The organism is Paenibacillus glucanolyticus, assembly GCF_037333485.1.
Lineage (GTDB): Bacteria > Bacillota > Bacilli > Paenibacillales > Paenibacillaceae > Paenibacillus_AQ > Paenibacillus_AQ glucanolyticus.
Genome location: NZ_CP147845.1, coordinates 428,624 through 453,796 on the forward strand (window position 1 = coordinate 428,624; position 25,173 = coordinate 453,796).

The following is a 25,173-nucleotide window of genomic DNA, read 5'->3' on the forward strand; positions in this document are numbered from 1 at the left end:
GCATGTATGTTCCAAAAGGAGTGGCGTACGTAATTGAAGATCCACTTCGTAAAGGGTTCGGGTTTGCCTGGGTGTCCAAACGTCAAGAAATCAGTTGAACAGGGGGAAGAAAAAATGAAAACTGATATCAAATTCAGAGCGTGGAACGTATTTGAAAAAGAAATGGATTACGAAGTGACCATTGATTCAAACGGCAAGGTAGCGGCATATAGTCCGCTTGACGGTCAGTATGTACGGGGTTTCTCGGATTCCGAAAGGATTCTCATGCAATACACCGGATTCCATGAAGATTATGAGAACCAAGACGAGATATACAACGGTGACATAGTGGAACTTGAATACGAAGGAACGAAGCATTCTTGCGAAGTAAAGTATGTAGGGTGTGCTTATATGTTTGTCGCTGATAGTCTTCCGGATGGATTTGTTTGGGCTTCGGACGTAATAGAATTCGACCGGGATTACTGTTGGGCTGAAGGGACAAAGAAGATCGGCAACATACACGAGAACCCGGAACTATTGGAGAGCAGACGATGAATATAAACGCAATCAAAGTCGGTAAGACCTATGTCCTAAAGAATGGATTGTTGCGCCGGTTAGAAAAGCTGGAAGTTAGGGAAGGAAGATTAGATGCAGGGTATGTACCCATTGACAGAAAGGGGAACGAAGGGGATTTTACATGGTCCACAGCCGTAACATTTGCCATTACAGCATTGGGAGAAGCCAAAGCGTAATTATACAGAAAGGAGCCAACTATGGGGGCTGCGGTGGTGCAGGTGGAATTTTACGAAAGCGTCACAGAAGAGGATCGTATTGCAGCAAAGACGTTGCTCAGACGATACATCAGAATGCGTAAGATTGTCGATGAATTGGGATCTTGTGATGTTCTAAATGAGAAGCAACAAATCATTTATGAAGATTGGAAGTTCAAAACGGAAAATATAGAACGTGCAATTCGAGTAATAGTAGACATGGAACTTAGGGCCATGATGGAATACCGATTTATGAAGGGGAATCCCCGCAAAGCAGCCGTTATCCGGTGGAACAGAATCCACGAACGAACGTTTGATAGACGGATTGTGGACGGGGTAGAATCAGTCGCAAGCACGCTTAAATTATGGGGCGTTGTGTAATTTGAAAATCTGTCTGTATCTTGTCTGTACACTGTCAATTGCTTGTCTGTTCAGTGTCCGCACAGCGTCTGTAGTTCAGTTATAAAGTAGGCACATAGAGAGGAATTCAACCTCTCCGGTGTGCCTACTGCCCGTTATCGCGGTAGGAACTCGGCCGCGCTGTGGGATGGAACGATTCATCCTTAGACGTTCATCGTCAAGGGCTCGGTGTGAGGTGGGGTTTGATGCCCCGAATCCGCTCCATCCGGGCGGGGTATAAATACGGATATTTTCATGGCCTTCAGGATTAGATAGGTTCGAATCCTATCAAGGCCAACCAACAACGGGTTTCATAACCATTCTCCTATATAGCCGCTCCTTCGGGGGCGGTATTTCTTTTTCTCAGGGTTTACATTGAGGTGGTGATATGAAGAAAGTACAGCCGATTCGCGACGAACGAATCATAGACGGAATGAAGGAATACTTCCTGCTGCGAAGTATGCGAAACTATTTGTTCTTTTGTATCGGGATCTACAGCGGACTACGGGTATCTGATTTATGTAAGCTTCGGGTTGACGAGGTTCGCGGCTCCCATGTTAGCTTGATCGAGCAAAAGAACAAACATGCTAAACGGTTCATTATCCATCCAAGTATTCGAAGTGATCTGGATGAGTACATATCCGGTATGAAAGGATCTGATTTCCTGTTTGCCAGCAGGCAGCGGAAGAAGATCAGCCGCATGAAAAACCAACCGATTGACCGGACAACCGCCTATCGTTTTCTGAATGATGCAGCTAGGGAATTCGGTTTAAAAGAAATTGGTTGCCATACATTGAGAAAGACATGGGCCTATCGGTTATATATGCAAAATCCAGAGAATCTAGCGTTACTAATGGATATGTTCGGTCATAGTGATCCGAGGGAAACTTTGGACTATATCGGGCTTACACAGGATATGATGGACCGGGCTATCATGGCTCTTCGCTAAATTCAGTGCAACATAATTCCGTGTTCATTGCAGTCCCTTCATAATGGAGAGATCCATATATGAAGAAATGCAATTTTTTTTGCCTAAAACGAGTGCAACAGTATTACCATTATGTTTCACTCAAAAACCAGTATTTAGAAGAAAACAGACGACAACCTTTAGCCTGCTGAAGTAACGTTTGGAAGCAACTGTCAAAAGTGTACTGTCCAAACTCAAATACCGTTCGGAGGTGGTGGTGATGAGGTGAGTAGAGGACGCAGTGAAAAACGAGACAAGGCATTTAGTTTGTGGGAAAAAAGTAATCGAACGATGCCGCTTGTTGATATTGCCAAGCGCTTGGAGGTATCCGCATCCCTCGTCCGAAAGTGGAAGCATGAAGATGCTTGGGAAGCCAGGCCAAGACGTAAGCGCGGAGGGCAGCCGGGAAATACCAATGCTGTAGGAAATAAAGGCGGTGGCGCTCCACCGGGAAATAAGAATGGCTGGAAGCATGGCATGTACGAATCCATGTGGATGAGCCAGATTGCAGCCGAACATAAACTGAAGCTCATGCAGATGGAAACCGATCCGCGACAGATACTTGTTAATGAAATCGCGCTGCTAGAGTATCGGGAGTTCATGTTGATGAAAAACATGAATGAGATTGAGGCGGGGCATGATCGAATGAGTATTGAACGGAGGTATCATTTCAATGAGGTGGACGATCCAGAAGCAGAAGGGGCTGAGACGCTTCATTTTGTGGATGGTGTTCCGCAGTTCAAGCCGGTTAAGACTTTGCAAAAGCAGATTGTGGAAGAGAAGACGAAAGAGCCGCAAAAGCTTGAGCGAATGCTTCAAATACATAGCGCGCTTACGGCCGTTCAAGGTAGGAAGATGCGTTGTGTGACAATGCTTGATCAGTTTGACCGCAATGAGCTGACCACCGAGGAATTACAGCTGAAGGTCAAGCGGATGCAGCTTGAAGTGAACAAGCTTAAATCGGAGGCGTGGTGATATGGCTAGATATGCGATCCTGAAGAGCTTCTATGCTAGTGAAGCGTGGCAAAAGTTCCGTCTGGTTGTGATCAATGAACGAGCGATTAGAGACAACGGGATGCGCTGTGAACACTGTGGAAAATATGTGATTAAGTCCAGCGAGCTAACCCTTCACCATATTATCGAATTGACTCCTGAGAACGTCCATGACGTAAACATCTCCCTGAATCCTGAGAATATCCTGGTGGTTCACCATGAATGCCACAACGAGATTCACGGCCGGTTCGGCTATCAAAGAGAAAAAGGTGTTTACGTTGTGTATGGTCCGCCGCTGGCAGGACACGAGGATTATGTTCAACAGCACATGACACGAGGGGATTTGATCGTGGATATGGATAGGCTGTATGCTGCGGTGTCCATGCTTCCGAACTATGATAAGCCTGACGGGCTGTTATTTAATGTGAGAGGCATTCATAACATGCTGATCGACAATATCAAGACTCGCTATGGTAAGTGGCGTAGCGCTTGGGTGATCGGAGGGTATGCGGACAAGCGGAAGCGTGAACGTCTGGCCGATGACTTAGGGGCTGAGCTAATCTTTTGTGATGTGAGCCGCGAGGAATGCCTGGCGCGTCTGGAAGTGGACGAGAACCGCAAGTATCGCCGTGATGAATGGCGTGGCTACATCGATAAATGGTTTGAACAATATCAACCTTGAGGGAGCGAAGGAAGATGAATGATACAGCACAATGGGATCAAATGTTAGCCGCGATGCGTGACATGGCAGAGCTGCTGGCAAAGTACCGGGATGCACTGTTGAATCAGGGTTTTGATAGACAGGAAGTTATGAGGCTGGTTATTGAATATCAAAAAACTTCCTTGGGTAAATAATACGCCGCGAGGTGATCTACCGTTGAATGCTAATGGTTTTCAAAGATACATCATTGCCGCTGCCAATCTTGCAGAAGCTGAACAGATTGCCCAGGATAACGGATTGCGTAGAAGGGAATGGACATACGCATATTGCGGATATCCAACAAGGCAATTGAAGGACGGCCTTCGGGTTGACAGTGAGGACAGATTGCTTGGCGATTTCAAGCGAGAAGAAAGATGGCTGCTTACTGCGCACTTGGATAAAGGGAGGGCTCACGATGTTTAAGTGGAAAAGGAAGTCTGCTAATCCAATCCTGTCGGATGAATTACGGGATGGTAAGCCCGAACTGGTTACTCCATTGTTCGATATCAAACCAAGAGCAAACATACATGCAAAGATGGAGTACCTGGATAGACTGATCCGTATGAATGAAAGCAAATACAGTTTGCTTGCTAGCGAGGGAAAGCACCTTGCCGAAAGATTGAATGAAGTGTGTGACAGCATTGAAAAGGATTTAGGAACAGATGATCATTCACCTGATTTCGATTCAGATATTAATGTCACTGTTGATGAGCAAGGGAACCGATGAGGCTGACGAGATTGTTGGCGAAGTACTTGAACGAACGTCTAAAGCATTAAAAATTCATCTCGTAATCTAAGCCCCCCGGTAACAAAAAAAATGAAGGTCCGTCCAGGACCGTATAGGGAACCCTTTTTTCGCACAAGGTCAAAATTTTGAAAATCGGTGAGGTGGTTCGAATTTCTGCCAAAAATGAAATTTACAAACGAGAAGAAGCGAAGCTTCGGGAAATATTCAAAAAAGTTGACCCGGAAAAGGCGGAGCTGGTTGACGGTCTTATTCAAGATGCGGCTTTTCTGAAAGCAGAAAATTCGGAGCTGCGCAGCCGGATGGCAGAGACCGGCATGGTGGAATTCCATCCGACGAATCCCCGGCTTCAGCGGACCGTCGAAGCGGCCAAGCAGTATTTGAAGAACGTCAACTCTTATTCTGTTATTGTAAAAACGCTGAATGGGGTACTGATGAAGGACGTGATCGAAGACGATGACGAATTCGATAAGTTCCTGCGTGAACGTCAGGGCGACTAACTATCTACTGCAATACAAATGCGCCATTGATCGTGGCGAGATTATTGCGGGCCAGGAATTAACGCAACTGCTGAACAACCTGGTCGCCGATTTGGAAAACCCGGATTACATTTACGACACTTCAGATGCACATTTCCGAATCGAGTTCATCGAGACTTTTTGTCGCCACACGAAAAGCCCGTTTTACGGAAAGCCGTTTTTATTGGAGTTGTGGGAGAAAGCGTTCATTGAGGTTTTTTATTCGTTCAAGTGGTCAGACGAAGGATACTATCGATATTATGAAGAATATCCGCCGAAGCCGAAGCTGCGCAGGTTCAAGAAAGCCATTCTTCTGATCGCTCGGAAAAATGGGAAATCAACACTGTGCGCGGCGCTGTGTTTAACGGAACTAATGGTCGGAACCGGCGGTAATGATATCGTGTGCTCCTCGAATGACGACAGCCAAGCGGATTTAATCTTTGGTGAGATCAACAACATGCGGGAGCAGTTCGATCCGAAAGGCAAACGGACGCATAAGAACTTGAAGGGGATTTACAATCAAAAGAACCGCAGCCGGATCTTCAAAATTTCGGACAAGACCCGAAACAAAGAAGGGCGCAACATCGATGGCGCGATCCTGGATGAATCCCATGAGATGAAAACGAACGTCATCGCCAAATCCATTGACCAATCACAGTCCACCAAGGACGAGCCATGGTTTATCAACATCACGACCGAGGGGTTTGTCAATGACGGTTATCTCGATCAGGAATTGAAGTATGCGAGGGGAGTCCTGGAGGGCGAACAGGAGGACGCCACGCTGCTGGCCTGGCTGTACACGCAGGACAGCGAACAGGAAGTATGGCAAGACCCGAAGTCCTGGCAAAAATCGAATCCAAGCTTGGGCAGCATCAAGAAAGTTAAATACATCAAAGACCAAATCCGCAAGGCGCAGAAGGACAAAGCCGAGCGGGTTTTTATGTTGTCTAAAGATTTCAATATCAAATCCAACAATGCGGCGGCGTGGCTGCTGGCTGAAGAAATACGGAACAGCAAAGACGAGCCGTTTGAACTGGAAGAAATGCGCGGGCGTGTCGCGATCGGCGGCGTTGACCTATCCAAGTCAGGCGACTTGGCATGTGCAAGAGCCTTGTTCATTAAGGACGGGAAGAAGTACACCGTTTCTCAATACTTTATACCGCAAACGAAGCTGTTGAACCTGTCCAAAGAGGATGAGGACAAATACAAGGAATGGGTTCGACAAGGCCGAATTACGATCAGCGACGGGAACGAGAATGATTTCAGCCATGTCACAGCGTGGTTCGTTAAGCTCGTCAAAGAGTACGGCATTCGATTCTTAAAAATTGGATATGACAAATGGTCGGCCGTCTATTGGGCGAAGGAAATGGAAGACCTCGGGTTTGATACGGTTCGTGTGGTTCAAGATTGGGGGCCGATGTCGGAACCCATGCGATTGGTCGAAGCGGATCTTCGAAGTGATCTGATTTATTACAACGATGACAGCCTGGATCGATGGTGTCTGGAAAATACGTCCATTGCCGTCAATTCGAAGATGGAACAAATGCCAGTCAAAATTCAAGGCAAGGAAGATAAAAAGATCGACGGCGCGGTGACGCTGATCATCTGTTATCGGGTGTACTTGGATAACCGAAGCGATTTCCTGCGGCTGTCCGCTTAATTCTAAGGAAAGGAGGAATACCATGTCGTTATTGGACGTGCTTCGAGGCTGGGCCAGCCAGCGAAAAGACGCGAAGATCATGCGTATGATGAGCGGTGGGATGCCGATCTTTAGCCAGTTCGGGACAGATATCTATGCTTCTGATATCGTGCAGGACTGTATCAATGCGATTGCAACAGAGATGAGCAAGCTTCAGCCGCGCCATATCCGCCATGGGGATGATGAGCAGCATATCCCGAAGGGCAACATTAACCGGCTGCTAAAGTTTGGCCCGAATCCGCTAATGACAACGAGTGAGTTTATCGAAAAAACGATCTGGCTGCTGTTTATGAATTACAACGCCTTTATCATACCAATCTTCGATTCGGATACCAGCAGCGGCATCGAGAAGCGGACATACCGCGCCTTCTATCCCATCAATCCAAGCCGCGTTGAATTTCTACAGGACCCGCGAGGCGTTATGCTGATTCGATTCTATTTCCCGAACGGAACAAATTTCATGTTCCCATATGCGGATGTAATCCATCTACGCAAGAAATTCTCGGTGAACGAGATGATGGGCGGCGGGATGAACGGCCAGCCGGATAACGCCGCATTGTTGAAGGTCCTCGAAACGAATCATACGCTATCCCAGGGGTTAGCAAGAGCGGCCAAGATTAATGCGGCTGTTCAGGCAGTGCTCAAAGTGTCAACCATGATGGATGATGATGCCAGTCGGGCGGAACGTGCAAGATTTGAACGCCTTATCGCTTCAGGCGAAAGCGGGATATTGCCGGTTGACTTAAAAGGGGAATACATCCCGATTAAGGGAGATGTCAAATTCATAGATAAGGATACCCTAGCTTTCCTTCAGCAAAGTGTGCTGAATTGGTTCGGGGTATCCTTGCCGATCATCACCGGCGAATTCAACGATGACCAGTATCAAGCGTTTTATGAAAAAACGCTCGAGCCACTGGTCATTTATTTTGGCCAAAAGTTTTCGAAGATTCTGTTTACAGAGCGGGAGCTGGATGTAGGCAACGAGATTGTTTTCTACCATCGCGATATGAATTACCTCAGCACCGGGGCTAAGTTGAATTTGATCAAAGTAACCGGCGAACAGGGCCTGCTCAGCGATAACCAAAAGCTGAAGCTGCTCGGGTATCCGCCCGTGAAGGGTGGTGAGCGCCGAACGCAATCACTGAATTACATTGACGTTACACTGATTAACCAATACCAGATGTCAAACATGAACAAAGGAAAGGCGGTGGAAGACAATGAGCAAGACTAATCTTCCGGATCTGATGACCAGGGAAAAGCGTTCCTTCACATTTCCGGATTTAAGGGCCGAACAGGAGAGCGGGGTCATTGAGGGACATGCCGCCGTGTTTGATCAAAAAACCGTCATCGGTGGATGGTACGAAGAAATCATTGAACGAACGGCATTCTCAAAAACGGATTTCAGAGACGTGGTGCTTACGGTGAATCACAATTTACAAAGCATACCACTAGCTAGAAGCCGTAATAACAATGCAAATTCGACCCTGCAGCTGAGTGTGGATGACACGGGACTGCTCGTCCGGGGAAATCTGGACATCGAAAATAATACCGAGGCAAGGGCATTGCATTCGTCCATCGCAAGGCAGGACGTTAACGGCATGTCCTTTATTTTTTTCATCCGGGATCAGAAGTGGGAAGGGCTGGACACGGATATGCCGGTTCGCCGAATCCTGGATATTGCCCGCGTCATTGAAGTATCTGCGGTATCCTTTCCGGCCTATGCCGGAACTGATATAAACGCTCGTGACGAGCAGGCACTGGAAAGTGCCCGCGCCGCACTGGAGAGTGCGCGGTCCGAACTGGCGAGTTCGAACAACGAGCTTGAAATGTTACGCCTACGAAGTCAAATACTCTTGAAAGGTTGATGAACGATGAGAAAATTTTTGGAGAAACTGCTGGGACAGAAAGAAGCGCGCAAGAAAGAGCTGGGGATTCAGGCTGATAAGGCCACAACGATTGAAGAGCTGCGGAGCATTAACACTGAACTGGATGGCATTAACGGGGAGATTAGCGAGATCCGCAGCGAACTGGACAAGCTACCTGAGGAACCAGCAGGAGGAAGCACGCCGCCAGCTGAAGGCAGAAGCCAAGTTCCAGCGCCGGGAGGTTCCGCGCAAGCTCAAGTACTCAGCTCATACGGAATGCAACAGCATCAGCGATCGGAGCAACCTGCGGACCCGTACAGCTCGGTAGAATATCGCAGTGCCTTCATGAAGTTTGCCAAGACTGGAGAAATCACGCCGGAGCTTCGAGCCACGACCACGACGGCCGATGTGTCCGCCGTCATTCCGACGACGATCCTAAGTGAAGTCGTGCGACAACTGAAGGTATATGGGCAAATCTTCAAGCGGGTGCGCCAACTCAATATTAAAGGCGGCGTAGATGTTCCAATCGCCACGCTTAAGCCGGTAGCCCAATGGATCGGGGAAACTACGCCCTCGGACAAACAAAAGGTTACGGCTAATACGAAGGTATCCTTTAATTATCACGGTCTCGAATGCAAAGTGGCCATTTCGCTGCTGGCCGACACCACAACGCTGGAAGGGTTTGAAGCCACGATTACTGAGCTGATTGTGGAAGCCATGATTAAGGCCATTGATTTGGCCGTTGTTCGCGGGGATGGGAACGGAAAGGCAAAAGGCATTCTGAACGATGACCGGGTTCCGGCTGCGCAGATTGTCACGTTGACCGATGCAGAATTCACCTCGTGGGAAGGTTGGAAGAAGAAAGTGTTGGCTAAGCTGCCGTTAGCCTATAAGGCCGGGGCAGCCTTCATTATGGCGTCCTCAACGTATGATGGCTACATTGACGGGATGACCGATGACCAAGGTCAACCCATCGCCCGCACGAACTACGGCATCACAGAGGGGCCACAGGGACGCTTTAGCGGCAAGGAAGTCATTGAGGTAGAGGATGATGTCCTTCCGTTCTACGACGATGCCGCTGCCGGTGAAGCGGTCGCTATTCTGTGCAACCTGAAGAACTACGGTTTCAATTCGAATCTTGAAATGCAGCTCTTCCGTTATTTTGATCACGACACAAACGAGTGGGTGGACAAGGCGATTCTGATCGCTGACGGCAAGCTGATTGATCCAAACGGCGTGGTCATCGTCAAAAAAGGCACAACAACTTAATCCAGAGGGCGCTACGCCCTCTTTACAGAAAGGGATGAGCCATTATGGCACGAGGAAAGAAAATAACTGCTGAAAAGGCAGACGAAGTTAAAGTCGGCGAGGAAGTGCTGGTCATTTGGAAAGCGAATCGCCCACTCAGCATAACCGAGCATGAACAACTGTCCGAGAAGATCCGTTTTGAATCCGAGCATAGCGGCGCTAGAATCGTTCTGGCGCCGTTTTCGGTAGAAGTTGCTGTAGAAGTTCAGGAAACGGTAAAAAACGATCCTGAAGGCACACAGAAGGCCACAGAAGACAAGCCGACATCAGAGGACAGCGTTCCCCCAGCAGGAAGTTCAGAAACTTCCGAAGCGAATCCACCAACAGGAGATGTCACAGGGAACGAATAAACGAAATTCCCAAGCGATTGGGAGTATGAAGGAGATGGACCATGAACCTTCAATACGTTAAGGATTACCTTCGGGTGGATTATGACGAAGATGACCTTCTGATCACCGGTTTTATTGCCGGTGCAAAGGAGTACCTTCGCGGCGCGGGGGTACCGGAACAACAGAGAAACGAGCTTTATAACATCGTGGTTCTGATGCTGGTTGCACTGTTCTATGAAAACCGGGAAGTCACGGACAAGGATATCAAGATACCGACCGTGATCCAGAACTTCATTGTCCAGCTGAGTGTCCAAAGCGGGGTGACGTCATGAACGCTGGGAAGCTGCGGGGGAAAGCTACCGTTTGGCACAAAGAGAAGTTTCAAAACGAGATGAAACAGACGGATTACCGGGATGCCGTTTTTAAAGAGAAGGTGTGGGTTGAAATCATCCCGCAAACGGCGACATTGCAGCGGGCGCAAGCAGAAACGAAGCTGAGTAATACCACACACAAGATCATCGTCCGGTATGGAAGCGGGAAAGACATCAAGCAGGACATGTGGATCACCTACAAGGAACATCGGTTTAATATCAAGTTTATCCTGAATCCGTATTTCCGAAATGCCAAGCTTGAAATCTTTACCGAGGAAGTGATTACATGAGCCGTAACGAATTTGACTTGTCCGAACTGGATGACTTCACCGTTCAGCTGCTTGATTTAGCACAGCGCCAGACACCCAGGGAAACCCGGAAATTCCTTCAATCCGAAGGAACCAAGCTCAGACGATACACGGCATCCATTGCCCGCAAAGAAGTCAAGAAACGGACAGGCAACTACATCAAGGGCATTAAGCGCGGGAAGGTGTACCTGTATCAAGGGGACACCTTATCTATTCGGGTGTATAACTCATCCCCGCACGCGCACTTGATTGAAGACGGCCATCGGCAAGTAACCAAAAGCGGGAAGGTGGTCGGTTTCGTTCGCGGCCATCGAGTGTTCCAGAAAGCCCACAAAGGGTATGAGGACAAGTTCTTCAGCGCGTGTGAGGATTTCGTCGATGAACTGCTGGATAAAGGACTGAAGTAAATGATCACGTTAAAAGAAATTGTCACGGCCATTAATGAACGGTTGTTGACCATCGCACCGGACGTGGAGATTCAGAGCAATGATATTAGTGAGGGGTTTTCACCCTCATCTTTTTTTGTTGAAACGGAGCTGCAAGGTTCACAGCATGGCAGCTACGGCCGGGAACGGACGATCCTTATCCGAATCTATTACTTCCCTTCGGATCGTCATCACAAGCAGCAGGAGCTGCTAGATATGACAGAAATGTTGGAGCTTGGGTTCAAGGGATGTATTGAACTGAAGGAAGGATATCCTGTCTTTCCTTCCGATTTCGATGCCAGAGCTACGGATGGAGTGCTTCAGGCCACGTTCGAGATTTATCTACTCGAATTTGACATGACCGAAACCGGAGAGGACATGAACGACCTATATTTGAACGTAGAAAAGAGGGATTGAGATATGGCGATCGGATTGCCAAGTATCGATATCACATTTAAAAAGCTGGCGGCTACGCTGATACAGCGTTCGGCTAGAGGGATTGTATCCCTGATTCTCAAGGATGACACGGATACCACGTATGCCATCAAGGAATACAAGTCACAGCTTCAGATCGATGCGACCAAGTTTACCGCAGCCAGCGTGCAATATATTAAGGACGTACTGCGGATGGGAGCTGCTAAAGTCATTGTCGCGCCGGTAGCTACAAGCAGCGTCGCGGTGGTCGGAGACGCGTTGCAGCGGATCGGCAGCCGCAAATATAACTGGATCGGCCTGGCTGAAGGGACCGAAGATGAGCAAACGGATCTCGTCGCCTATGTCAAAGAGCAGGAAAAGCTGGGCAAAAGCATCAAGGCGGTTGTCTTTAATGCCGTCGATCCAGATTGCCAGCACATAGTGAACTTCGTGAATACAAGTATCACGACAACAGATGGGACCGTAACCGGGGATAAGTTCATCCCTTGCCTGCTTGGATTGCTGGCTGGCCTGCCGCTTACCCGTTCCAGTACATTCTATTCCTTCGCGGATGTTATCAGCGTGGAAGAACCGGCAGATGTTGAGGCCGCTGTAGAAGCTGGGAAGTTCGTGCTCTTTAACGATGAGGAAGTTGTCCGTGTGGCCAGAGGGGTCAATTCACTTACAACGCTATCCCCTACGGTGTCCGAGGACTTCAAGAAAATCCTGATTGTCGAGTCGATGGATCTGATCCGAGAGGATATCAAAAACACATTCAAAAACGAGTACATGGGTAAGTTCAAGAACAAATATGATTACCAGGTGCTCCTGATCACGTCCATCAATAGTTACTTTGCCGCCCTAGCTGGTGAGGATGTCCTGGATAACACGTTCGACAATAAAGCTTTTGTCGATATTGAGGCGCAGCGGGCAGCGTGGGTAGCCATCGGCAAAACAGAGGCTGAAGATTGGGACGAGCAAAAGGTGTTGAATAACACATTTCGTTCCAATGTCTACCTGGGCGGGAATATCAAGATTACCGATGCTATGGAAGATTTCACGTTCAATGTAGAGCTTCAATAATCATTTAAACGATCGGAGGAAAGAACACGATGAATCCGTACATGGGAAACCAGGTTGTGAGCGGGAATGATTCTGCCGTCTGGGTCAATAATGAAGTTTGGCCAGACCTGAAATCGTTAGAATACAAAATGACAGGCGAATTCGAGGACGTTACCTTTCTCGGTGATCCGCGCACATATAAGAAATATATGGGTTTTGGAGGGGAAGGCACTGCCACATTCAATAAGATCCGAAGCCGGGGCGCTTCTATTATGGGGGAAGCGTTTAAAACAGGTGTCATGCCAGAGATCAAAATTGTAACCAAGATTCAAAACCGCGCTACAGGAAAGGCAGAACGCGTGGCTCTACTTGGCGTTATTTTCACTGAGTTCGGGGCTAGTACCGAGGCAAAAGCGATCAGTGAGGAAGAGCTGCCGTTCACGTTCTCTGATTATGAAATCCTAGGCACGATGTAATTAAAAAAAACACAAACGGGAAGCACTTTGAGTGCTTCCTTTTTAATTTGAGGGAGGATACAAGATTATGGAAAACCAAAAACAAGATGTAAAACTGACACTGGCGGATCTGGTAGCGAAGAAAGCAGAGAAAGAGGCGGCACGCACGCGATCCGAGGATGTGTATGTCGAAAGCCTGGGCGGTTACTTAACCGTACAAAGTCCGCCACGTAACATCTTTTTCAAAAGCGTCGATATGTCGGGCGAAACAACTGAGAGCCAGGTTTACGCAAATATGTTCCTCATCTACAACTGCGTAAGTTTGTTCCGAAGTTCGGATCTGCTGGCGGCATACGATGTCACCGACAATGTGGAGATTGTGGAGAAGCTCTTGGAATTGCACGAGATCAAAGATCTTGCTGAAAAGGCTATGGAGTTGAGCGGCTTCACGAAACCTCAGAAGCTGGATGAAGAAATAAAAAACTAATCAAGCATGATCCTGATATGCAGATGATCGGGTTTTACGTCTTACGCGGTCAGGATCATGATAAATTACTTCAACTCTCAGAAATCGAGAAATCCGTCTATCGGGCTTGGATGGAGCAGTATTACGAGGACAAAGCAACAGAATACAGGCAATTATTCAATTCGGGGGGCAAATAGCCCCTCTATTTTGTTTTAGGGGGTGGCCAGGCATTGGCGACCAAAACGATTAACACCGTCCTAAATCTGAGAGACAAGTTTTCTTCCAAGCTGAAAAAGGCCTCTGATAACACCAAACAGAACAGCCGGCAGATGAAAGTTCTTAACAACCATGTCGATGGCTTCAAGCAGCGGGCGGTAGGTGGTTTTGGAGCAGCAGCGAAAGCGGCCGTCGGGGTTGGTGTCGCGATAGGCGGGATTGCGCTTGCCGCATCCGGCATAACCAGCAGCATTGATTTCGTAAAGGACTATTCATCATCCATGACGAACATGCAGGCGGCTACAGGTGCAACGACAGAAGAAATGAAAGCCATGAAAGGACAAATTACGGATCTTTACAAGTTGAATATGGGTGAAAGCTGGTCCGACTTAGCGAATGCCATGACAACCGCCAAACAGGTAACGGGTCAAGTTGGGGACGAGCTGAAACAAACCACCTCGTTAGCCGTGACGTACCGGGATGTGTTCGGGGAAGATGTCTCGGAGTCGATCAAAGTCGCTGACACGATGATGAAAAACTTTGGAATCTCCAGCACGGAAGCTTATAACCTTTTAGCTCAAGGGGCGCAAAATGGTCTGAATAAAGCCGGGGATCTATTAGACACTGCAAACGAATACAGCGTGTACTTTAATAATCTTGGCTACTCGGCCAATGAAATGTTTGACGTGCTCGGTTCCGGTTTGGCTGAAGGGGCATTCAACGCAGATAAGGTAGCAGATGCCATGAAAGAGTTTGGTATTAAATCCAAAGATGGCTCTAAAACATCCATGGAGGGCTTTCAAGCGCTTGGACTGAGCGGTGAGAAAATGACAGCTGCGTTTGCCGAAGGTGGGCCTGCGGCCAAGAAGGCATTCGGGCAAGTGATGGCAGCTATGGAAAAGATAGAAGACCCGGCCAAGAAAAACGCAGCATCCGTAAATCTCTTCGGTACGCAGGCTGAGGATATGGAGAAGGATGTTATTGCCGCGCTCGGATCAGCTCGGAAGCAGTTCGATATGACCAAGAACACCATGGAAGGGATTAATCAGGTCAAGTACGAGAACCCCCTACAGGCCATGAAAGGCATCGGGAGGATGATCGAAACATCCGTATTGATTCCGATTTCCGATCGATTGATGCCGAAGCTTAGCGAGTTTGGCCAGTGGTTCAAAGATCATTCTCCGGAAATCGAAGCTGCCATCCAGGAGGCGTTTACCAAGGGCGCGAAAGTCATCGACGGATTCAAAGACTCGATTGCTTGGGCCAAGGATAACGCCGATTGGCTTATACCGGTGATTGGTGGCCTTACGGCAGCTATTGCAGCTCAGAAGATTGTGGGAACAATCAGCGGACTTTTCAAGACATGGACAGCAGTCACGAAAGGGATGACAGTTGCGCAAATCGCATTGAATGTTGCGGCAGCAGCGAACCCGTTTGGACTCATCGCTATTGCCATTGGCGCTGTGATCGGGGTAGGGATTGCCCTATGGAAAAACTGGGATACTGTGAAGCTGAAAGCTCAGCAGCTGGGCGGGATGCTGAAAGGCGTAGGGGGGGGCATTAAAACCTTCATCGTGAACACGGTAAGCAGCGTAGGGAACTGGCTGAATTCGTTCCCTCTTGGTCAACAGTTCCTGGAAACGGTTCGCGGCGTCGTGAGCAGCACCAAACAGATTTTTGGCGGTATTACCAAATTCCTGAAGTCCGTTTTTAAAGGCGATTGGGACGGGGCATGGAATGGCATCGTGGAGTCCTTCAGCGGTACGTTTAGCCTGATCAAGACATACGCAAAAGCTCCGATCAATGCCATCATCGAAATGATTAATGGCCTGATCGATAAAGTCAACAGTATCAGCGTGGATATTCCGGAATGGATGGGCGGCGGCACGTTCGGCGTCAGTATCCCCAAAATCCCGAAATTCGCACTCGGAACCAGCTATTTCAAGGGTGGTTTGGCGCAAATCAATGAGCGGGGCGGCGAGATCGTCAATCTTCCAGGCGGAAGCCAGGTGATCCCGGCCGACAAGTCTGAAAAGATGATCAATGCCAGCCGGGGGCCGATCAAGATTGAAATCATTATTCAGGGCAATGTCATCGGTGAGGAAGAGTATGTCAATCAACTGATGAATAAAGCCGTATCCAAGCTAGAAATAGCACTCGGGAATGTGTAAGGAGGCGAGAGAGCATGGATATTGTATTTGCGGCTAACAGCTTTGAAGAAGTCCGAAGGCTGCCGGTTCTGCCGCCTGAAATGAATATCGAGCATCCGTGGAATAACGAAGAATTTCAGACAATGAATCTCGGGACAATCAATTTAATCGGGACGCCGGGACTTCGCTCGTTGGCTATTGAATCGTTCTTCCCGATGCGGATCTATCCTTTTATGAAGGACAAGCGGCTCGGGTGGTCCTATGTGCAGTTCTTCCGGAAGTGGCGAGAACGGCGCGTGCCGCTGCGGGTGATTATTACGGACAACAAGGAACAGGAAGTGTTAAACATGCCGTGCACCATTGATAACTTTGTCTACGGCTGGGACCGCAGCGGGGATATCCAGTATTCCTTGGCCGTCAAAGAATTCAAGTTTGTGAAGGTGACGTAAATGCATCAGATTTTGCTTATGAAAAACGGTAAGAAACAAAACGTTACGCAGTTGGTCGGAAGTTTATCCTGGTCGAGCAATATCGATGCTTTGGGAGAGGAACTCAGCTTCGATTACATCCATAACGATAGCCGGTTCTTTAATCCTTGGGATCTGATCGAAGTTGGGGATCAAGTGGCCTTATTCAATGACGGTAAGTTCTTGAATTACTATGTGGTCGTCACATGCGGCATTAATGGCAGGACATCCAAATCCTTTACATGCTTTGACCGCTCTTGGTATCTGAACAAAAACGAGACCATTATCCAGTTCAAAAAAGCAGCTGCTTCCCAGGCCATTGCCAAGCTGTTGGATAAATTCGGCGTGAAGCATCAAATCGATAACATGCCGACGCTGATCACACAGATTTACAAGGAAGCGCTGGTTAGTGATATCATCATGGATATTTTGGATCAGGTGCATAAGGAAACGAAGCAGAAATATCGGGTAGAGATGACAAAAGGAATATTGACCATCCGAAAGATGTCCGATTTAGTGATCAATCCAATTACTCGGCTCAGCTATAACACATACGCCTATCCGGTCACGGATACCATTGCTAATCCGACACGAGAATTAAGCATCGAAGAGATGAAAAACAATGTGGTTGTCGTGTCTGAGGATGAGAAGTCCACAAAGATTTATGCGCAAGCATCGGACAAGGCGAGCATCACGAAGTTTGGCCAGCTAACAGATGTCGTGACGGTTGATAAAAAGAATGCATCCCAGGCGCGTAACATCGCGGCCAATACCCTGGGCCAGCTGAACCGGATCGGGGAGACCATCTCCTGTGAAATGATGGGCCATGATGAGATTCGCGCGGGACGAATTCTGAACATGAATGAACCGGTCACCGGCATTGTGGGAAAATACCTGATCAAGACGGCCAATCATACCGTGAACAACGGTATTCACAAAGTAGCGGTTGAATTGGAGGCGTTCTGATGGATAAATGGGACGTAAAGCTTGCGATCTTGTTCAAATCGCGGAATAACCCGAACATGCCAGGCATTACACTCGGGAAAGTGATTTCCGGAATGCCCGCCTTGTCGGTCTCCATCGGGGATGAAATTATCCTCGATGCGGAAGATCTGGTTATAGCCAATTGGCTGTACCATATACCGGTTCCGTTAACGCCTGGGGACTATGTGATCCTGATACCCGCGCCTCATGGCCAGACGTATTATGCAATCGACAAGGCAGGTGAATAACATGTTTCCGGAATTGGCATTTGATGAAACGGAAGAGACTTTACCCGCAGCTTCGATGGGTAAAGTCTTTTTATTTGACTTCAACGAGCAAAGATACGTACTGAAGGATGGAAAGCCGGTTGAGGCTACCTATGAAGAAGCCATCAAACAATGGGTGGCCATGGTTTTGATCACGGAGACGGATAAATATCCGGTGTACGGCCCGGAATTCGGGATTGGGCTTGCCAAGTTTATCGGTCGCAAAGACATTCCCCTAGCGACGATCACATCCGAACTCGGGAGACAAATCACGGAAACGATTGTACTCCATCCAGAAGTGACCGGCATTGAGGATTTAACCGTTCAGCGCGGTGACGGAAAGGCTATCCTGTCGTTTAACATCTTGACGAGACGAAAGATCATCGAAGACTTTGAAAGCGAGGTGAGATACAGTGGATGATGAAAAAGTTGCTGCATTACTCGATCAGCTCTTGAGCTATATTGATCCATCGTATGACAAATCAGAAGGGTATTTGATTCATGACATGCTCAAGAGCGTGGCCATTGTGGTATCTGATCTTCAGGGGGATCTTGAAGGGATTCAGCGGTTGCTGGACGTAGACAACCTGACAGGCGCGCTACTGGAAGCTTTCGTCAAGCAACGGAAAGGCATTGTCCGCACTCCGGCCACATATGGTTCGGGAATCCTACAGGTGACCGGAAACGGCGCTGTGAATGTGGGGGACCTATTTGAAACGCCTTCTGGTGTGCAATTCGCAGCAGCTGAGACGAAGATGATCACGGGATCAGGCACATTACAGGTGAAAAGCGTCCTGTCCGGTCCTGTCGGGAATGTTCCAGCCGATCAGATTACACAGATGCCCGTGACGCTCTCAGGGATCACAGCCGTCACCAATCCGCAGCCGACCGATGGGGGATATGCGGCCGAAACCGATGATAGTTTGCGTGAACGATATTATATTGCTGTCCGGACACCACCAACGAGCGCGAACATTTACCACTATCTGCAATGTGCAAAAGAAGTGTCCGGTGTCGGAGGGGCCAAAGTCTTTCCCGTAGAGCGCGGTGATAATACGGTCGAGGTGGTTATTATCGACCAAGTGAAGCAACCAGCGGCCCCGGTGCTGGTCGATCAGGTACAAAAGCATATTGATCCGGGTAGCACTGGCCTAGGGGAAGGCGAAGCGCCTATTGGCGCGAAATGCTATGTTCTCTCTGCCGATCCATTAATTTTGGATATCTCCGTCAGTGTGACAATGGCGGGCGGGTATACACAGGATGAGGTGCAGGAGAACATTCGGGATTCGATATCCGTTTATCTGAAAAGCATCGCCTTTCAGCTAAACTACGTTTCTTTTGCCCATATCGGCCAGGCTATACTCGACAGCGTAGGCGTGGAAGATTACGCCGGATTGCTGGTGAATGGAGCTATCGATAACCCTCAAGTTGGAGCCAAGCAGGTTGCAGTATTGGGGGCGGTAACGCTTGTTTAAAGATAAGCTAAATCGAAATCTCCACAAGATTGTTCGTAAAGATCCGTTGACCAATGAAATTAATGGATCGATCGGCCTTTCTTTAGACAATTTCGAAGTTGAAATGAATTCGCTCTTGGCCCAGCTGAACATTGATACAGCTACTTGGGCGCTCAGCATCTACGAGAAGGAGCTAGGGATTCGGACGGATCTAAATAAGCCGCTCGATGAGCGCCGGAGCGTGATAAAAAGTAAAATCCGCGGAACAGGGAAAATCGGGGCAGCTCAGATCAAAATTGTGGCTGATGCTTATTCGAATGGTGATGTCGAGGTAACGCTGGAACACGGAATCCGGATTGAATTTACCAGCACTTACGGCATACCGCCCAACGTGGATGACCTGAAGCGAATGGTCCGCGAGATTACCCCGGCGCATCTCTCCATTAACTACGTGTTCCGTTTTTATACGTATGGGGAAATGACAGCAACAGGCATGACCTATGGGCAAATCAAGGCTACAGGTTTGACATATAAGGAAATCAAGAACAAGGGGCTGATGTAATGGCAACAACGCCGAATTTAAATTTGCCATTGATTGACGAAAACACGGTGAACGATGTGCCTCGGGATTTTAATGCACTGGCCGAGGCGATTGATACCGCCGTGGGTGGCGTAGAGACTGAAATTGAAGGTTTAAAGCAATCTGGCGTTGACGGTAAAAACCGATTGGAAACCGCCATCATCGCCAAAGAAGGAACGGTTTCCAAACAGGGGCAGGTTGCAACGTTCGCAGAGCTGGATACAGGGATTCGTTCAATACCTGTCGGGATTGACACTAGTGACGCAACAGCAGCGGCCGGGGATATACTCAGTGGCAAAACAGCTTATGTGAAGGGTGCAAAAGTGACGGGTACTATTCCGGATCGAGGCGCAGGAGGCACTGTTACACCGAATACCGCAGATCAGACAAAAGCAGCTGGACGGTACACAAGCGCGATTACAATCAAGGGTGAGCCTAACCTGATTGCAGGCAATCTACCGAAAGATAAGACATTTTTCGGTATAACTGGTCTCTTGGAACGAATGACTACAGCCGAAAAGAAAGCTTTCGCTGATGCAATAACAGGTAAAGGTGTGGCTGCTTCGGTGAATGATACAAATACTGTTCTTGCGCAAAAAATCGGGCAAATTAAAAACACCCTTAGATCAGCATCGGGGTCCCTAACCGGTCAAAATGTAGACAATTACCCGTACCAAGTCACAAATTTGGCCTTCAAACCCGTACTAATCGTGGCGTATGTATATTTAAGAATTGGCTCCACCTATACAGCTACAACAAGAGGTTATATATTTGCTGATGCTCTTGGGTTCATAAGTGACGCTGCAACAATTGATTATTGGAATCCTAATGAACAAGAAAGTAGTGGGTCCAGTTCTGTGGCGATCGCTTCAGCGCAATTCGGAAGCAATTCCGTTACTTTTACACTCACTTCAAGAGTTGTTTATGCTTCTAATATACCTTATGTAGTGTATGGGATTTAAAGGGAGGTGCAAAGATGAACTTAGGTCGAAAAATTTATTGGGATAGTATCACAGGTGGAATAATCATTGATCGGATGGAAATGGAAGGATCAGTGCGTGAATCCACGGTTGAAGAAGACTTTCAAACATATATTAAATTGGCAGAAAGAGCACCAGAAACAGTGCTCGGGATACTACTCGACCACGGTAAATACTCACAAGATTTTGATGAAAGTGTTTCGTTCAAGATTGTTGAATCTGCCGAGCCGGTTGAAGGCATCACTACAATGATCGGAGAAAAGTATCATGATCTTGAATTCCAGTATCGTGATCCGAATGATCCAGAAACCCCACAAGAGCCGAGAAAACCGCTATCGGTAGAGGTCGAGGCATTGAAGCAGGAAAATACTCTGCTGAAAGCGCAGAACAGCGCATTGACGGAACGAACGGAATTTATTGAAGACGTCATCGCAGAGATGGCCACACAGGTTTACCAGTGATACGCCGATTCCTTTACTGGATACTCTGGAAAGGAGGTGGAGGCGATATGATGGCGATGTTTTTTGCTCAACGCGTGATTTTGAACAAAACAAAGTTTACTGAGGTCCCGACAAGTTTGCAGCCAGGTGTGCGCGATATTCTGGTTGATAGCGGACTAGAATTCCTAATCGAAGAATAGTTTCACAGAAGCGCCGTAAGGCGTATTTTTTTATGCCCCTGGGTGGTCCGGGGGCTATATTTATAACCACTAGGGGGAATTCACTTGGATAAATGGAAAGCAATATTCAGCTCAGCCGGGGCCGTCTTGGTCCCGGTTTTTGATTTTATGTATGGCGAAAGTGAAGCCGTAATAGCTATTATGACCGCCTTGCTCTTTTTCGTCATTATGGATTGGTTGTCCGGCGTTCGCGCCGCCAAGCGCGATAATACGTATGGCAGCCGCTACGGCCTGGATGGAATAGCACGGACATTTTTTATTTTGTTGCTCCCAGCTGGTGGGCATCTCCTGGATGTCGTTTTCAACTTGCCAGGAATCATCTTTGGAGCGCTGGCAATCGGGACACTGTATCATGTGGTTCAAAGTATGACGGCTAACTCGATCCGGGCGGGTTGGGGCGACCATCTACCATTGCCGGTTTTGAACGCGATTATCGATTGGGTGAAGTCGGAGCTGGATAAAAAGATTCAACGTGCAGAGTCACGGAAAGGGGGAACCACTAAATGAAAAAAGTCTGGATCGATGGCGGTCACGGCGGTAAAGACCCGGGAGCTGTCGGTAACAGTATTCAAGAAAAGGATATTGTTCTTACTCTTTCGCTCGAAATCAAAAAGCAGCTGGAACGAGATTACGAGGGAGTCCAGGTGCTGCTCTCCCGGTCAACTGATGTATTCCTTGAATTGTCCGATCGGACAAATGCAGCAAATAAAGCAGGCGCTGATATCTTGGTATCGATCCATTGTAATGCAGGCGGTGGAGATGGCGGTTTTGAGTCTTTCCGTTATACCAGCGCTTCAACTGCTTCACGTTCCCTGCAAAACGTTCTTCATACCGAGATTATGGCAGCTTTGAAGCCTTATAACATAATTGATCGTGGACAGAAAGCAGCGAACTTGCACATGTGCCGTGAATCTAAGATGCCAGCAGTCCTTACCGAAAACCTTTTTATAGATGTGGCAACCGATGCAGCCAAGCTTAAACAGCAGGATGTGATTAATGCCATAATTACTGGTCACGTTGTCGGAATCGCTAAATACCTGGGATTGCAGAAGAGGGAAGGAGCAGCAATAGTGAGCGATAAGGTGAACATCATCGTAAACGGGCAGAAGATCCAAGATGGCAAGCTGGAGAACGGAGTTACCTATGTACCTCTCCGGGCCGTTGGCGAGGCTCTTGGAGCTGAAATTGGATGGGATAAGGGGAGCAAGACAGCCACGCTCAACACGAAGGTATAAATCATCGGTGAGCGGCTATACTCATATTGAGTGATGCTTCCCCAATGTGCATTCACTCTCCCTCTATATATGTCACGCTGGATATAAGAGCGAAGACCCTACTGGCTATGTGCTGGTAGGGTCTTTTTTTGCGTATGTTTAGGTATTTTCATCGAATCCCAATAACTTTACACAGTCGTCACAGTACTCTGGGTAATTATCATTTTGAGTTGTGTTATCCATCGTTAATCCGCAATGACCACAGTTCCCATAAGCTCGCGCTACCTCATTATCAAATGAAATGACTACTGAAAGATTATTGATGTCTTTTACAGGAACCCAAACGAGCTCATTATTACTCTTCCTGATCTTAACCAGAGAATCGTCTTTGCTCTTTTCAGGAACTCCTAGAATATATTCACCTTCTTCGAGTTGAATTAAAATATGACGTTTGTTTTGAATCGCTTTCGTCAGATCCTCTCTATACCACTTCTTTATTTTCAAGTTAACCCCCCTTTACTGATATACTCAATAATTCTGCAAGTCCGCAAAAAAACCTTCTTTATGTAGGAACCTTTGTTCGGTATACTTATGGATATAATTTCTCGTTGAAAGTAGGTGGAATATAGTGCTGCCGGATCCTGAACGTAAACTGCTCCGTATCCTTATAAATTACCCGAGTCCAGTACATAAAAGCCGTATGCCTGATTTTAGACGATTAGAGACGATGACCGGACGGAGGCGTCCGGATATACTGAAAGGGCTCCAGTACTTGGAGGACCAAGGTTTTATAGTGTGGCCGGAAAAGTCAACGACAGAGGGAATCCAGATCATCCAGACAGAAGTACTGGAGAAATCGACGTCGAGAAAGAGCAATATTGACTACTGGACGAAGTACTAATAATCCCAAGCGCTTGGAAAATTAAAGACCCTACTGGCTATGTGCTGGTAGGGTCTTTTTTATCTTATTCTAAATTATCTATCGCGTATTGCGCTTCTTCTTCAGTAAACTTTTCACCATATTCCGAAATCAATTGATCGAAAATAGCCTGATCTGACATATTCATACTCTCTGCATATGATTGTGCCGATTTTAATGCATTTTCTTTCCAATCAAATTCAATGTTATCAATAGCGTATTGAGCGGATTCTTTAGGGAAATTCTCTCCATACTCAGAAGTCAACTGATCGTAAATGCCTGCCTTTGACATATGCATCGACTCTGCATATGTTAGTGCCGCTTTCAATGCCGCTTTATGTTCTCTAGGGACATCATCTTCTTTTGGTTCTTTTTTTGGTTCCTCTTTCGGCTCTTCTTTTGGCGCTTCTTCTTTTGGATCTTCTTTAACATCCTCTTTGTCACTAGTTTGTTCAGCGTTTTTTGCTGTGGTATCAGGCTCAGCAACTACTTCCTTGTCCGGCGCTGCTTGTTTTGGTTCTTCTGAATTTCCAAGATTACCTATGACTCCAACCACAATAACAATAAGTAGCCAGAACCACCATTTTTTATAGATCGGTTTCTTCAATTCGTCTTTCCCCCAATTCCCAGATATTATGACATAAAATAGTCTACCAGACCTAGGAAAATATTTCTATATCAATATTCCTCCCTCAAGCGTTCGGGAAGCGTAGTATCCACGAATCTACTTACATCCAGCCCCAAATACTTACGCATTAATACAGATGCCTCAGCCGTTATAAACTCCCATCTCAACTCTATTTGTGATGTATAACCACGGCACATGAATTTTGCTTTCTTCCCGATCTTAGTTGTATTTTCCTCGTATACTTTGATTCCTTTTAACCAAAAGTGCCTCTTCACTTCCATTAGCTCTTTATGCGCTCGATCGATAGCTGCCTTTATTGCATCTATATATGGTTCAGTAGTCTTTAGATTTTGTTCAATGTGTCTGCAATCGCGTTCGAATGCGCTTATGATCATGGGTAACAAAATATATCGTTTTACATTATGACGATCTTCTCTAGTGATTGCTTCCTGGTAGTTCATCTATAGTAACTCCTATACGTTAGGATCATATGTTCTATGATAGCTTTTCGCAATAGTGAAAACAAGTCTTGATAGGAACTCGTGTTCGTAGTAAGATAATTCCAACACTATAACAGAGGTGATACACTTTGGAAACTTATTCAATCATATGTGAAGCGGTTACAAATACTAAAGATGTTAAGAATGTGATTGCAAGACATGAATCAAAAATGAACTCGCCTTGTTATGTTAGCTTGTTAACTGATAATGGTGAGAAGAAATACTATGCAGAGAAAAGTAATTTGTCTTTGGAAGGCGCTGGATGGATTGTTGTGGAGAAATGCGAAAAGCTGGGTAATATATTGTAGGAATAAATTACCATTGGATGATGCTGGGGAGGCAGTTGTATAGTGTATACTATAC

The 25,173-nt window shown here is 47.2% G+C and carries 39 protein-coding genes; 36 read left to right on the forward strand and 3 right to left on the reverse strand.

Going from position 1 to position 25,173, the window contains the following annotated elements; translation table 11 throughout:
- The first annotated feature begins 114 nt into the window (after positions 1-114).
- From WDY75_RS01895 to WDY75_RS02060, 34 genes are all read left to right on the forward strand, one after another.
- Positions 115-534 carry a YopX family protein gene (locus WDY75_RS01895; RefSeq protein ID WP_338841822.1) on the forward strand — a complete coding sequence of 140 codons (420 nt, stop codon included), beginning with the start codon at positions 115-117 and terminating at the stop codon, positions 532-534.
- Positions 531-731, forward strand: coding sequence for a hypothetical protein (locus tag WDY75_RS01900; RefSeq protein WP_338841824.1), 201 nt, complete (start codon positions 531-533; stop codon positions 729-731). Before WDY75_RS01895 ends, WDY75_RS01900 begins: the two co-directional genes overlap by 4 nt.
- Positions 732-752: 21 nt before the next feature.
- On the forward strand, positions 753-1,130 hold the full coding sequence (locus tag WDY75_RS01905) for a hypothetical protein (RefSeq protein ID WP_338841826.1): 378 nt from the start codon (positions 753-755) through the stop codon (positions 1,128-1,130).
- Between the two features lie 406 nt (positions 1,131-1,536).
- A complete protein-coding gene (locus tag WDY75_RS01910) occupies positions 1,537-2,097 on the forward strand; it encodes a tyrosine-type recombinase/integrase (protein WP_054401680.1) in 561 nt (186 codons plus the stop codon).
- A 243-nt stretch (positions 2,098-2,340) separates the two neighbouring features.
- A complete protein-coding gene (gene terS, locus WDY75_RS01915) occupies positions 2,341-3,090 on the forward strand; it encodes a phage terminase small subunit (RefSeq protein WP_338841829.1) in 750 nt (249 codons plus the stop codon).
- A gap of 1 nt (position 3,091) precedes the next feature.
- Positions 3,092-3,790: an HNH endonuclease gene (locus WDY75_RS01920; protein ID WP_338841830.1), complete on the forward strand. Its 699-nt coding sequence runs from the start codon at positions 3,092-3,094 to the stop codon at positions 3,788-3,790.
- A gap of 14 nt (positions 3,791-3,804) precedes the next feature.
- Positions 3,805-3,963 (forward strand): hypothetical protein, encoded by a 159-nt coding sequence (locus tag WDY75_RS01925; protein WP_338841832.1) that lies wholly within the window; start codon positions 3,805-3,807, stop codon positions 3,961-3,963.
- A gap of 22 nt (positions 3,964-3,985) precedes the next feature.
- On the forward strand, positions 3,986-4,231 hold the full coding sequence (locus tag WDY75_RS01930; protein ID WP_338841833.1) for a hypothetical protein: 246 nt from the start codon (positions 3,986-3,988) through the stop codon (positions 4,229-4,231).
- On the forward strand, positions 4,224-4,535 hold the full coding sequence (locus WDY75_RS01935) for a hypothetical protein (RefSeq protein WP_338841834.1): 312 nt from the start codon (positions 4,224-4,226) through the stop codon (positions 4,533-4,535). Before WDY75_RS01930 ends, WDY75_RS01935 begins: the two co-directional genes overlap by 8 nt.
- A gap of 146 nt (positions 4,536-4,681) precedes the next feature.
- Positions 4,682-5,053 carry a hypothetical protein gene (locus tag WDY75_RS01940; protein ID WP_338841835.1) on the forward strand — a complete coding sequence of 124 codons (372 nt, stop codon included), beginning with the start codon at positions 4,682-4,684 and terminating at the stop codon, positions 5,051-5,053.
- Positions 5,010-6,731, forward strand: a complete 1,722-nt coding sequence (locus WDY75_RS01945; protein ID WP_220685858.1) for a terminase large subunit — start codon at positions 5,010-5,012, stop codon at positions 6,729-6,731. Before WDY75_RS01940 ends, WDY75_RS01945 begins: the two co-directional genes overlap by 44 nt.
- A 22-nt stretch (positions 6,732-6,753) precedes the next feature.
- A complete protein-coding gene (locus WDY75_RS01950; RefSeq protein ID WP_220685857.1) occupies positions 6,754-8,001 on the forward strand; it encodes a phage portal protein in 1,248 nt (415 codons plus the stop codon).
- Positions 7,988-8,635, forward strand: coding sequence for an HK97 family phage prohead protease (locus WDY75_RS01955; protein ID WP_119846116.1), 648 nt, complete (start codon positions 7,988-7,990; stop codon positions 8,633-8,635). Before WDY75_RS01950 ends, WDY75_RS01955 begins: the two co-directional genes overlap by 14 nt.
- Positions 8,636-8,641: 6 nt before the next feature.
- Positions 8,642-9,904: a phage major capsid protein gene (locus WDY75_RS01960; protein WP_338841839.1), complete on the forward strand. Its 1,263-nt coding sequence runs from the start codon at positions 8,642-8,644 to the stop codon at positions 9,902-9,904.
- 44 nt (positions 9,905-9,948) lie between these two features.
- Positions 9,949-10,293: a hypothetical protein gene (locus WDY75_RS01965; RefSeq protein ID WP_338841840.1), complete on the forward strand. Its 345-nt coding sequence runs from the start codon at positions 9,949-9,951 to the stop codon at positions 10,291-10,293.
- A gap of 41 nt (positions 10,294-10,334) precedes the next feature.
- Positions 10,335-10,604: a head-tail connector protein gene (locus WDY75_RS01970; RefSeq protein ID WP_338841842.1), complete on the forward strand. Its 270-nt coding sequence runs from the start codon at positions 10,335-10,337 to the stop codon at positions 10,602-10,604.
- Positions 10,601-10,933: a phage head closure protein gene (locus WDY75_RS01975; RefSeq protein ID WP_338841844.1), complete on the forward strand. Its 333-nt coding sequence runs from the start codon at positions 10,601-10,603 to the stop codon at positions 10,931-10,933. Before WDY75_RS01970 ends, WDY75_RS01975 begins: the two co-directional genes overlap by 4 nt.
- Entirely contained in the window at positions 10,930-11,358 is a 429-nt protein-coding gene (locus WDY75_RS01980) for an HK97 gp10 family phage protein (protein WP_338841846.1), read from the forward strand. The genes WDY75_RS01975 and WDY75_RS01980 overlap by 4 nt, the downstream gene beginning before the upstream one ends.
- Complete coding sequence (locus WDY75_RS01985) at positions 11,359-11,793, forward strand: DUF6838 family protein (protein WP_338841848.1); 435 nt, start codon at positions 11,359-11,361, stop codon at positions 11,791-11,793. It abuts the gene before it with no gap.
- A gap of 3 nt (positions 11,794-11,796) precedes the next feature.
- Complete coding sequence (locus tag WDY75_RS01990) at positions 11,797-12,873, forward strand: phage tail sheath C-terminal domain-containing protein (protein WP_338841850.1); 1,077 nt, start codon at positions 11,797-11,799, stop codon at positions 12,871-12,873.
- A gap of 29 nt (positions 12,874-12,902) precedes the next feature.
- Positions 12,903-13,328, forward strand: coding sequence for a phage tail tube protein (locus WDY75_RS01995; RefSeq protein WP_338841851.1), 426 nt, complete (start codon positions 12,903-12,905; stop codon positions 13,326-13,328).
- Positions 13,329-13,395: 67 nt separating this feature from the next.
- Positions 13,396-13,794, forward strand: coding sequence for a phage tail assembly chaperone (locus WDY75_RS02000; RefSeq protein WP_338841853.1), 399 nt, complete (start codon positions 13,396-13,398; stop codon positions 13,792-13,794).
- 209 nt (positions 13,795-14,003) lie between these two features.
- Positions 14,004-16,160, forward strand: a complete 2,157-nt coding sequence (locus tag WDY75_RS02005) for a phage tail tape measure protein (RefSeq protein WP_338841854.1) — start codon at positions 14,004-14,006, stop codon at positions 16,158-16,160.
- 14 nt (positions 16,161-16,174) lie between these two features.
- Complete coding sequence (locus WDY75_RS02010) at positions 16,175-16,588, forward strand: hypothetical protein (RefSeq protein ID WP_338841855.1); 414 nt, start codon at positions 16,175-16,177, stop codon at positions 16,586-16,588.
- Positions 16,589-17,572: a hypothetical protein gene (locus WDY75_RS02015; protein WP_338841856.1), complete on the forward strand. Its 984-nt coding sequence runs from the start codon at positions 16,589-16,591 to the stop codon at positions 17,570-17,572. It abuts the gene before it with no gap.
- Positions 17,572-17,838 (forward strand): DUF2577 family protein, encoded by a 267-nt coding sequence (locus WDY75_RS02020; RefSeq protein ID WP_338841858.1) that lies wholly within the window; start codon positions 17,572-17,574, stop codon positions 17,836-17,838. Before WDY75_RS02015 ends, WDY75_RS02020 begins: the two co-directional genes overlap by 1 nt.
- Before the next feature lies 1 nt (position 17,839).
- Positions 17,840-18,277, forward strand: coding sequence for a DUF2634 domain-containing protein (locus WDY75_RS02025; RefSeq protein WP_338841859.1), 438 nt, complete (start codon positions 17,840-17,842; stop codon positions 18,275-18,277).
- The gene (locus WDY75_RS02030) at positions 18,270-19,331 is read left to right on the forward strand and encodes a baseplate J/gp47 family protein (protein WP_338841860.1); all 1,062 of its coding nucleotides are present in this window, start codon (positions 18,270-18,272) and stop codon (positions 19,329-19,331) included. The genes WDY75_RS02025 and WDY75_RS02030 overlap by 8 nt, the downstream gene beginning before the upstream one ends.
- A complete protein-coding gene (locus WDY75_RS02035) occupies positions 19,324-19,872 on the forward strand; it encodes a putative phage tail protein (RefSeq protein WP_338841861.1) in 549 nt (182 codons plus the stop codon). The genes WDY75_RS02030 and WDY75_RS02035 overlap by 8 nt, the downstream gene beginning before the upstream one ends.
- Positions 19,872-20,852: a hypothetical protein gene (locus tag WDY75_RS02040; RefSeq protein ID WP_338841863.1), complete on the forward strand. Its 981-nt coding sequence runs from the start codon at positions 19,872-19,874 to the stop codon at positions 20,850-20,852. The genes WDY75_RS02035 and WDY75_RS02040 overlap by 1 nt, the downstream gene beginning before the upstream one ends.
- A gap of 14 nt (positions 20,853-20,866) precedes the next feature.
- Positions 20,867-21,331, forward strand: a complete 465-nt coding sequence (locus WDY75_RS02045; protein ID WP_338841865.1) for a hypothetical protein — start codon at positions 20,867-20,869, stop codon at positions 21,329-21,331.
- A 47-nt stretch (positions 21,332-21,378) separates the two neighbouring features.
- Positions 21,379-21,510, forward strand: a complete 132-nt coding sequence (locus WDY75_RS02050; protein WP_338841866.1) for a hypothetical protein — start codon at positions 21,379-21,381, stop codon at positions 21,508-21,510.
- Between the two features lie 84 nt (positions 21,511-21,594).
- On the forward strand, positions 21,595-22,056 hold the full coding sequence (locus WDY75_RS02055) for a phage holin family protein (protein ID WP_338841868.1): 462 nt from the start codon (positions 21,595-21,597) through the stop codon (positions 22,054-22,056).
- Complete coding sequence (locus WDY75_RS02060) at positions 22,053-22,784, forward strand: N-acetylmuramoyl-L-alanine amidase (protein ID WP_338841870.1); 732 nt, start codon at positions 22,053-22,055, stop codon at positions 22,782-22,784. The genes WDY75_RS02055 and WDY75_RS02060 overlap by 4 nt, the downstream gene beginning before the upstream one ends.
- Positions 22,785-22,922: 138 nt before the next feature.
- Here WDY75_RS02060 and WDY75_RS02065 read toward each other — a convergent pair whose 3' ends face one another.
- Entirely contained in the window at positions 22,923-23,267 is a 345-nt protein-coding gene (locus WDY75_RS02065; RefSeq protein WP_338841872.1) for a hypothetical protein, read from the reverse strand.
- 124 nt (positions 23,268-23,391) lie between these two features.
- Here WDY75_RS02065 and WDY75_RS02070 point away from each other — a divergent pair, with 124 nt between their 5' ends.
- On the forward strand, positions 23,392-23,664 hold the full coding sequence (locus WDY75_RS02070) for a hypothetical protein (RefSeq protein WP_338841873.1): 273 nt from the start codon (positions 23,392-23,394) through the stop codon (positions 23,662-23,664).
- 64 nt (positions 23,665-23,728) lie between these two features.
- Here WDY75_RS02070 and WDY75_RS02075 read toward each other — a convergent pair whose 3' ends face one another.
- Both WDY75_RS02075 and WDY75_RS02080 read right to left on the reverse strand, forming a co-directional pair.
- Positions 23,729-24,289 (reverse strand): Ltp family lipoprotein, encoded by a 561-nt coding sequence (locus WDY75_RS02075; protein ID WP_338841874.1) that lies wholly within the window; start codon positions 24,287-24,289, stop codon positions 23,729-23,731.
- A gap of 71 nt (positions 24,290-24,360) precedes the next feature.
- Entirely contained in the window at positions 24,361-24,771 is a 411-nt protein-coding gene (locus WDY75_RS02080) for a hypothetical protein (RefSeq protein WP_338841875.1), read from the reverse strand.
- Between the two features lie 128 nt (positions 24,772-24,899).
- Here WDY75_RS02080 and WDY75_RS02085 point away from each other — a divergent pair, with 128 nt between their 5' ends.
- Positions 24,900-25,118, forward strand: a complete 219-nt coding sequence (locus tag WDY75_RS02085; RefSeq protein ID WP_338841876.1) for a hypothetical protein — start codon at positions 24,900-24,902, stop codon at positions 25,116-25,118.
- Positions 25,119-25,173 lie beyond the last annotated feature (55 nt).

Coding starts and splice junctions, on each gene's coding strand:
- WDY75_RS02060 (WP_338841870.1), top strand. CDS start 22,053: ATGAAAAAAGTCTGGATCGATGGCGGTCACGGCGGTAAAGACCCGGGA.
- WDY75_RS01955 (WP_119846116.1), top strand. CDS start 7,988: ATGAGCAAGACTAATCTTCCGGATCTGATGACCAGGGAAAAGCGTTCC.
- WDY75_RS01980 (WP_338841846.1), top strand. CDS start 10,930: ATGAGCCGTAACGAATTTGACTTGTCCGAACTGGATGACTTCACCGTT.
- WDY75_RS02080 (WP_338841875.1), bottom strand. CDS start 24,771: ATGAACTACCAGGAAGCAATCACTAGAGAAGATCGTCATAATGTAAAA.
- WDY75_RS01965 (WP_338841840.1), top strand. CDS start 9,949: ATGGCACGAGGAAAGAAAATAACTGCTGAAAAGGCAGACGAAGTTAAA.
- WDY75_RS01960 (WP_338841839.1), top strand. CDS start 8,642: ATGAGAAAATTTTTGGAGAAACTGCTGGGACAGAAAGAAGCGCGCAAG.
- WDY75_RS01945 (WP_220685858.1), top strand. CDS start 5,010: ATGACGAATTCGATAAGTTCCTGCGTGAACGTCAGGGCGACTAACTAT.
- WDY75_RS01920 (WP_338841830.1), top strand. CDS start 3,092: ATGGCTAGATATGCGATCCTGAAGAGCTTCTATGCTAGTGAAGCGTGG.
- WDY75_RS02050 (WP_338841866.1), top strand. CDS start 21,379: ATGATGGCGATGTTTTTTGCTCAACGCGTGATTTTGAACAAAACAAAG.
- WDY75_RS01995 (WP_338841851.1), top strand. CDS start 12,903: ATGAATCCGTACATGGGAAACCAGGTTGTGAGCGGGAATGATTCTGCC.
- WDY75_RS02015 (WP_338841856.1), top strand. CDS start 16,589: ATGCATCAGATTTTGCTTATGAAAAACGGTAAGAAACAAAACGTTACG.
- WDY75_RS02025 (WP_338841859.1), top strand. CDS start 17,840: ATGTTTCCGGAATTGGCATTTGATGAAACGGAAGAGACTTTACCCGCA.
- WDY75_RS01975 (WP_338841844.1), top strand. CDS start 10,601: ATGAACGCTGGGAAGCTGCGGGGGAAAGCTACCGTTTGGCACAAAGAG.
- WDY75_RS01985 (WP_338841848.1), top strand. CDS start 11,359: ATGATCACGTTAAAAGAAATTGTCACGGCCATTAATGAACGGTTGTTG.
- WDY75_RS02000 (WP_338841853.1), top strand. CDS start 13,396: ATGGAAAACCAAAAACAAGATGTAAAACTGACACTGGCGGATCTGGTA.
- WDY75_RS02045 (WP_338841865.1), top strand. CDS start 20,867: ATGAACTTAGGTCGAAAAATTTATTGGGATAGTATCACAGGTGGAATA.
- WDY75_RS02010 (WP_338841855.1), top strand. CDS start 16,175: ATGGATATTGTATTTGCGGCTAACAGCTTTGAAGAAGTCCGAAGGCTG.
- WDY75_RS01905 (WP_338841826.1), top strand. CDS start 753: ATGGGGGCTGCGGTGGTGCAGGTGGAATTTTACGAAAGCGTCACAGAA.
- WDY75_RS01950 (WP_220685857.1), top strand. CDS start 6,754: ATGTCGTTATTGGACGTGCTTCGAGGCTGGGCCAGCCAGCGAAAAGAC.
- WDY75_RS01895 (WP_338841822.1), top strand. CDS start 115: ATGAAAACTGATATCAAATTCAGAGCGTGGAACGTATTTGAAAAAGAA.
- WDY75_RS01935 (WP_338841834.1), top strand. CDS start 4,224: ATGTTTAAGTGGAAAAGGAAGTCTGCTAATCCAATCCTGTCGGATGAA.
- WDY75_RS02040 (WP_338841863.1), top strand. CDS start 19,872: ATGGCAACAACGCCGAATTTAAATTTGCCATTGATTGACGAAAACACG.
- WDY75_RS01900 (WP_338841824.1), top strand. CDS start 531: ATGAATATAAACGCAATCAAAGTCGGTAAGACCTATGTCCTAAAGAAT.
- WDY75_RS01910 (WP_054401680.1), top strand. CDS start 1,537: ATGAAGAAAGTACAGCCGATTCGCGACGAACGAATCATAGACGGAATG.
- WDY75_RS02020 (WP_338841858.1), top strand. CDS start 17,572: ATGGATAAATGGGACGTAAAGCTTGCGATCTTGTTCAAATCGCGGAAT.
- WDY75_RS01990 (WP_338841850.1), top strand. CDS start 11,797: ATGGCGATCGGATTGCCAAGTATCGATATCACATTTAAAAAGCTGGCG.
- WDY75_RS01970 (WP_338841842.1), top strand. CDS start 10,335: ATGAACCTTCAATACGTTAAGGATTACCTTCGGGTGGATTATGACGAA.
- WDY75_RS01925 (WP_338841832.1), top strand. CDS start 3,805: ATGAATGATACAGCACAATGGGATCAAATGTTAGCCGCGATGCGTGAC.